The organism is Streptomyces sp. NPDC057474 (assembly GCF_042802555.1).
In the GTDB taxonomy this organism is placed as follows: Bacteria; Actinomycetota; Actinomycetes; order Streptomycetales; family Streptomycetaceae; genus Streptomyces.
The window spans coordinates 1-4602 of record NZ_JBHVDX010000243.1; the positions used below are offsets into that span (position 1 = coordinate 1).

5 protein-coding genes and 1 pseudogene are annotated in these 4602 nt (G+C 73.5%); 4 read left to right on the forward strand and 2 right to left on the reverse strand.

Annotated features, from left to right (window positions below):
• Positions 1–29: 29 nt before the first annotated feature.
• Positions 30–248, reverse strand: a complete 219-nt coding sequence (locus ACFU53_RS40540) for a DUF6059 family protein (protein WP_384004477.1) — start codon at positions 246–248, stop codon at positions 30–32.
• Between the two features lie 170 nt (positions 249–418).
• On the opposite strand from ACFU53_RS40540, the gene ACFU53_RS40545 reads away from it, so the two are divergent.
• The gene (locus ACFU53_RS40545; protein ID WP_384004479.1) at positions 419–1369 is read left to right on the forward strand and encodes an MBL fold metallo-hydrolase; all 951 of its coding nucleotides are present in this window, start codon (positions 419–421) and stop codon (positions 1367–1369) included.
• A gap of 21 nt (positions 1370–1390) precedes the next feature.
• On the opposite strand, the gene ACFU53_RS40550 is transcribed toward ACFU53_RS40545, so the two are convergent.
• The gene (locus ACFU53_RS40550) at positions 1391–1684 is read right to left on the reverse strand and encodes an antibiotic biosynthesis monooxygenase family protein (protein ID WP_384004481.1); all 294 of its coding nucleotides are present in this window, start codon (positions 1682–1684) and stop codon (positions 1391–1393) included.
• A 198-nt stretch (positions 1685–1882) separates the two neighbouring features.
• Between ACFU53_RS40550 and ACFU53_RS40555 the strand changes: the two genes are divergently transcribed.
• The 3 genes and pseudogenes from ACFU53_RS40555 to ACFU53_RS40565 all read left to right on the forward strand — a co-directional run.
• Positions 1883–2875 carry an ATP-binding cassette domain-containing protein gene (locus tag ACFU53_RS40555; RefSeq protein WP_384004483.1) on the forward strand — a complete coding sequence of 331 codons (993 nt, stop codon included), beginning with the start codon at positions 1883–1885 and terminating at the stop codon, positions 2873–2875.
• The gene (locus ACFU53_RS40560; protein ID WP_384004485.1) at positions 2872–3717 is read left to right on the forward strand and encodes an ABC transporter permease; all 846 of its coding nucleotides are present in this window, start codon (positions 2872–2874) and stop codon (positions 3715–3717) included. Before ACFU53_RS40555 ends, ACFU53_RS40560 begins: the two co-directional genes overlap by 4 nt.
• A 74-nt stretch (positions 3718–3791) precedes the next feature.
• Positions 3792–4602: pseudogene (locus ACFU53_RS40565) on the forward strand (ATP-dependent helicase); the annotation flags it as partial.

Below are 4602 nucleotides of genomic sequence, written 5' to 3' on the forward strand. Positions count from 1 at the left end.
CGTCCGGCGGGCCCGATGCGTGCGCGGGTTCAGCGCCCGCTCAGCTCCCGCGTCAGCGCCCGCTCCAGCGGCGACAGCGGCACCTGCGGGCACAGCCGCTCCGGGTGCCCCGCCGGGGGCCGCGACAGCAGCACCTGCGGCGCCCGGGCGCGCCTCACCTCGCCGCAGACATACATCCCGCCCAGGGCGACAAGCCCCGCCCACACGTGCCGCAGCAGGTGGGACGGCCATCGGCGGCGCTCGGTCATCCTTGACTCCTCAGTCGGTGGACCCGTTTCCCCGCCACGGTCGAAGGAACCGGTCGACAACGGGTCGAGACCCGCTCGTGCGCGGCGGGCGGATCCGCCCGCCGTCCACCGTGCTGCGAGGCGCGCGTACGAGGCTCGGCGCAACCGAGAACTGTGTGAGGAGACCGGCCGTGCCGTCCAGCACCACCGTCCCTGCCGACACCCCCGCCCCCGCACCCGCAGGCCGGGCGACCGAGATCGCCGAAGGCGTGCACGCCTACCTCCAGCCGCCCGGCGGCTGGTGCCTGAACAACGCGGGCATCATCGTCTCCGGCGGCCAGAGCGCCCTCGTCGACACCACCGCGACCGAGGCCCGTGCCCGCCATCTGCGCGCCACCGCACTGGAGGTGAACCCGGCAGCCCCGCGCACCATCGTCACCACGCACTTCCACGGCGACCACGCCTACGGCAACTTCGTCTTCCCCGAGGCCGTCGTGATCGGCCACGAACGCACCCGTACGGAGATGATCGCGGCCGGACTGCATCTGACGGGCCTGTGGCCCGACGTCCAGTGGGGCGGCATCGAGCTGACGCCGCCCACCGTGACCTACCGCGACAGCCTCACCCTCCACGTCGGCGCGATCCGCGCCGAACTGGAGCACATCGGCCCGGCCCACACCTCCAACGACACCGTGGTCTGGCTGCCCGGCCGGAAGGTCCTGTTCACGGGGGACCTCGTCATGAACGGGGTGACGCCGTTCTGCCTGATGGGCTCGATCGCCGGGTCGCTGGCGGCCCTGGAGCGGCTGCGCGCGTTCGACGCCACCACCGTCGTACCCGGGCACGGACCGGTGTGCGGGCCCGAGGTGTTCGACGCCGTGGAGGGCTACCTGCGCCTGGTGCAGCGCCTCGCCGGGCAGGGCGTCCGGGCGGGCCTGACCCCGGCCCAGACGGCGGCCCGCGCCGAACTCGGCCGCTACGCCGGCCTGCTGGACGCGGAGCGGCTGCTGCCCAACCTGCACCGCGCCTACGCCGAGCTGGCCGGCCTGCCCGCCGACGCCCCGCTGGCCATGTCCGAGAGACAGGCCGCACTCGGCGAGATGATCGAGTTCAACGGCGGGCCGCCCCGCTGCCTGGCCTGACCGCCCGGCGAAACGGCCCGCTCAGCGGGCCACCCGCTCCAGAAGCGGCGTGTACAGGTTCGGGTCACTGCTGCTCAGCGCGCGCAGCCTCGCCCGGTGCGCGGCGAACTCCGGCCGGGACAACGCCTTCTGGAAGGAGTCCTGGTCGTCCCAGTCGGCGATGTTCACATACAGGTGGGGCGCGTCCACGTGCTGCAGCAGCCGGTGCCGGATGAAACCCGGCTGGGCGGCGAAGAACGCCGAGGTGGTGTCGAAGGCCTCCTCGAACTCCGCGGCCGGACCGGTGACGTCGAAGCGGTTGATGAAAGTGATCACGGTGACTTCCCTCGTGTCGGGGCCTGGCGCCCCACGCTCGGGCCCCCCGCTAGAGCAGCCGTGGAACCGCGCCCCAGCGTCCGGCTCTCCAGCCGCGCTCCACCGGCTCTCGAGCGACGGGTCCGATCATGGGAGCGATATCCCACACCCACAAGCCGCCACCGCCACGAGGCGGTGCGACGACCTAAGGAAGCCGACGTGGATGCGACCAGGCCTGCAGTCCTCGCCGAAGGGCTGCGCAAGCGCTACGGCGACCGGTACGCGCTCGACGGATTCGACCTGACCGTGCCGCCGGGCACCGTCCACGGACTGCTCGGGCCCAACGGCGCGGGCAAGACCACCTCCGTCGGCGTGCTGTCCACCCTCCTCAGGGCCGACGGCGGCCGCGCCGAGGTCGCCGGGTACGACGTCGCCCGGCAGGCCGCCGACGTACGCGCCAGCATCGGCCTGGTCGGCCAGTACGCGGCCGTCGACGAGGTGCTCAGCGGACGGCAGAACCTCGTGATGTTCGGCCGCCTCCACCATCTGTCACCGGCCGCCGCCCGCCGCCGCGCCGACGAACTCCTTCAGCACTTCCGGCTCGCCGACACCGGCAAGAAGCCGCTCAAGGACTACTCGGGCGGCATGCGCCGGCGCCTGGACCTCGCCGCGTCCATGGTCCTCGCCCCGCCCGTCCTCTTCCTCGACGAGCCGACCACCGGGCTCGACCCGCGCAGCCGCGGCGAGGTGTGGGACGCCGTGCGCGGCCTCGTCGCCGACGGCACCACCGTGCTGCTCACCACCCAGTACCTGGAGGAGGCCGACCAGCTCGCCGACTCCATCTCCGTCATCGACACCGGCAAGGTCATCGCCGAGGGCACGCCCGACGACCTCAAGAGCCGCGTCGGAGGCGACCGCATCGACGTCGTGGTCCGCCGCGCCGACGCCCTGAGCGCCGCCGCCGACGCGTTGGCCCGCGTCTTCGCCTCAGCGCCGGAGACCGACGTGGACACGCGCCGCATCAGCGGCCCGGTCGAGGACCGCACGAGCGGCCTGAGCGAGGTCGTCCGCGCCCTGGACCACGCCGGGATCGTGGCCGAGGACATCGCGCTGCGCCGCCCCACACTCGACGAGGTGTTCCTGCATCTGACCGGCGTCCCGCGCACCCCGGACCGGGCCCCGCACAACCAGCGAGAGACGGTGGCGGCATGAGCATCACCGCACCCCGGGCGAGCGGGCTCCCGCAGATCCCGCGCACCCCGCTCACCCGGCTGCGCTGGGCCGCCGCCGACGGCTGGACCGTCACCCTGCGCGGCCTGACCCACTGGATCCGCGAACCAGGCACCCTCATCGGCTCGCTGGCGTTCCCCGTGATGATGGTCCTGATGTTCGGCTACTTCTTCGGCGGCGCCATGCAGGTGCCCGGAGGCGGCAGCTACCGCGAGTTCCTCGTGCCCGGCATGTTCGTCATGACGATGGTCTTCGGCATGGGCGAGACGGTCACGGCCGTCGCCGCCGACAAGAACCGCGGCGTCACCTCACGGTTCCGCACGATGCCGATGGCCCCCTCCGCCGTGGTCGTCGGACGCGCCGTCACCGACATGCTGTCCTCACTGCTCGCCCTCGCCGTGCTGTTCGCGACCGGTCTCCTCATCGGCTGGGACGCACACGGCACCCTCGGTGAGACGGCCCTCGCGGTGGGCCTGCTGCTGCTCCTGCGCCTGGCCCTGGTATGGGCCGGGATCTATCTGGGCCTGCTGATGAAGGGCCCCGAAGGCATCACCATGGTGCAGACCCTGGAGTTCCCCGTCGGCTTTCTGACCAGCGCGTTCGTCGCCCCCTCCACCATGCCCGGCTGGCTCGGGACGATCGCCGAGTGGAATCCCCTGTCCTCCACGGTGCTCGCCGTGCGGGAACTGTTCGGCAACCCCGGCTGGGGCGGCGACTCGTGGATCGCCCAGCACGCCCTGCTCATGGCCGTCGTGTGGCCGGTGATCCTGTGCGCCGTCTTCATCCCGCTGTCGGTACGCCGCTTCCGTAACCTGACAAGCTGACCGACCGGCGTGCGCGGCCCCCGCGCGTACGACGGCAGAACCAACAACTAGAGAGAGCGTGACGCATGGTGTGGATGGCGCCTGAGCAGGCCGCCCTGCTGGCGCGGTACGCGGCCGTCTTCGAGCCGGGAGACCCGGCCCGGACCGGCCGCGTGGCCTTCTGGGACCCGGTGGGGGACGGCCCGCCCCACCTTCCCTTAGGCGAAGCCGGCGAGGCGGACCTCGTCACCGCCCGCGACGGCGAGGTCGCCCTGCGCACCGTCCCGGTGCTGCGCCTGCCCGTGGCCGAGGCCCTGCCCGTGCTGGCCCGGGCCCGCAGAGCGGACGGGGCCGACGACGCCCACCCCGCCACCGCCTTCTGGGGCGGGGCGCTCGCCGTCGCACTGCACCTCGCCGCCCGCGAGCGGCTGCTGCCCGGCGTGTCGCCCGGCGGCTACGACACCTGGCGGGCCGGCCCGCTGGACCCCGAGGACGTCGTACGGCTGCGGGAACTCGCCGACGCCGCGCCCGCCGAGGCCCTCGCCGTGCCCGGCACCGAACCCCTCGCACTGGTACGGGCGTTCCTCGACTGCGTCGCCGACACCCTGCCGCGCACCGCCGCGGCCGAGGCGGCCACCGGCCGCGCCGCGTTCGCCGCCGCCGAGCCCCAGCACGTGCCCCAACTGCGCGCCTGGGCCGAGGAGATCTCCGTCGGCCTCGACTCCGGCGTCCGCGTGGCCCTGCGGGTCGAGCTCGAAGAACGGCCCGAGGGGCCACCCGGCCTGCTGCTCGTCCCCCGTGTGCACAGCCTCGCCGACCCCACGCTCGCCGTCGACGCCGGCGAGCTCTTCGACAGCGCGGCCCACGAACTCGGGCCGCGTGCCCAGGCCGACACGGTCCTCACCG

What these genes read in the sequence shown, in the direction of transcription:
- ACFU53_RS40540 (WP_384004477.1), bottom strand. Translation starts at nt 248, where the DNA reads ATGACCGAGCGCCGCCGATGGCCGTCCCACCTGCTGCGGCACGTGTGG.
- ACFU53_RS40560 (WP_384004485.1), top strand. Translation starts at nt 2,872, where the DNA reads ATGAGCATCACCGCACCCCGGGCGAGCGGGCTCCCGCAGATCCCGCGC.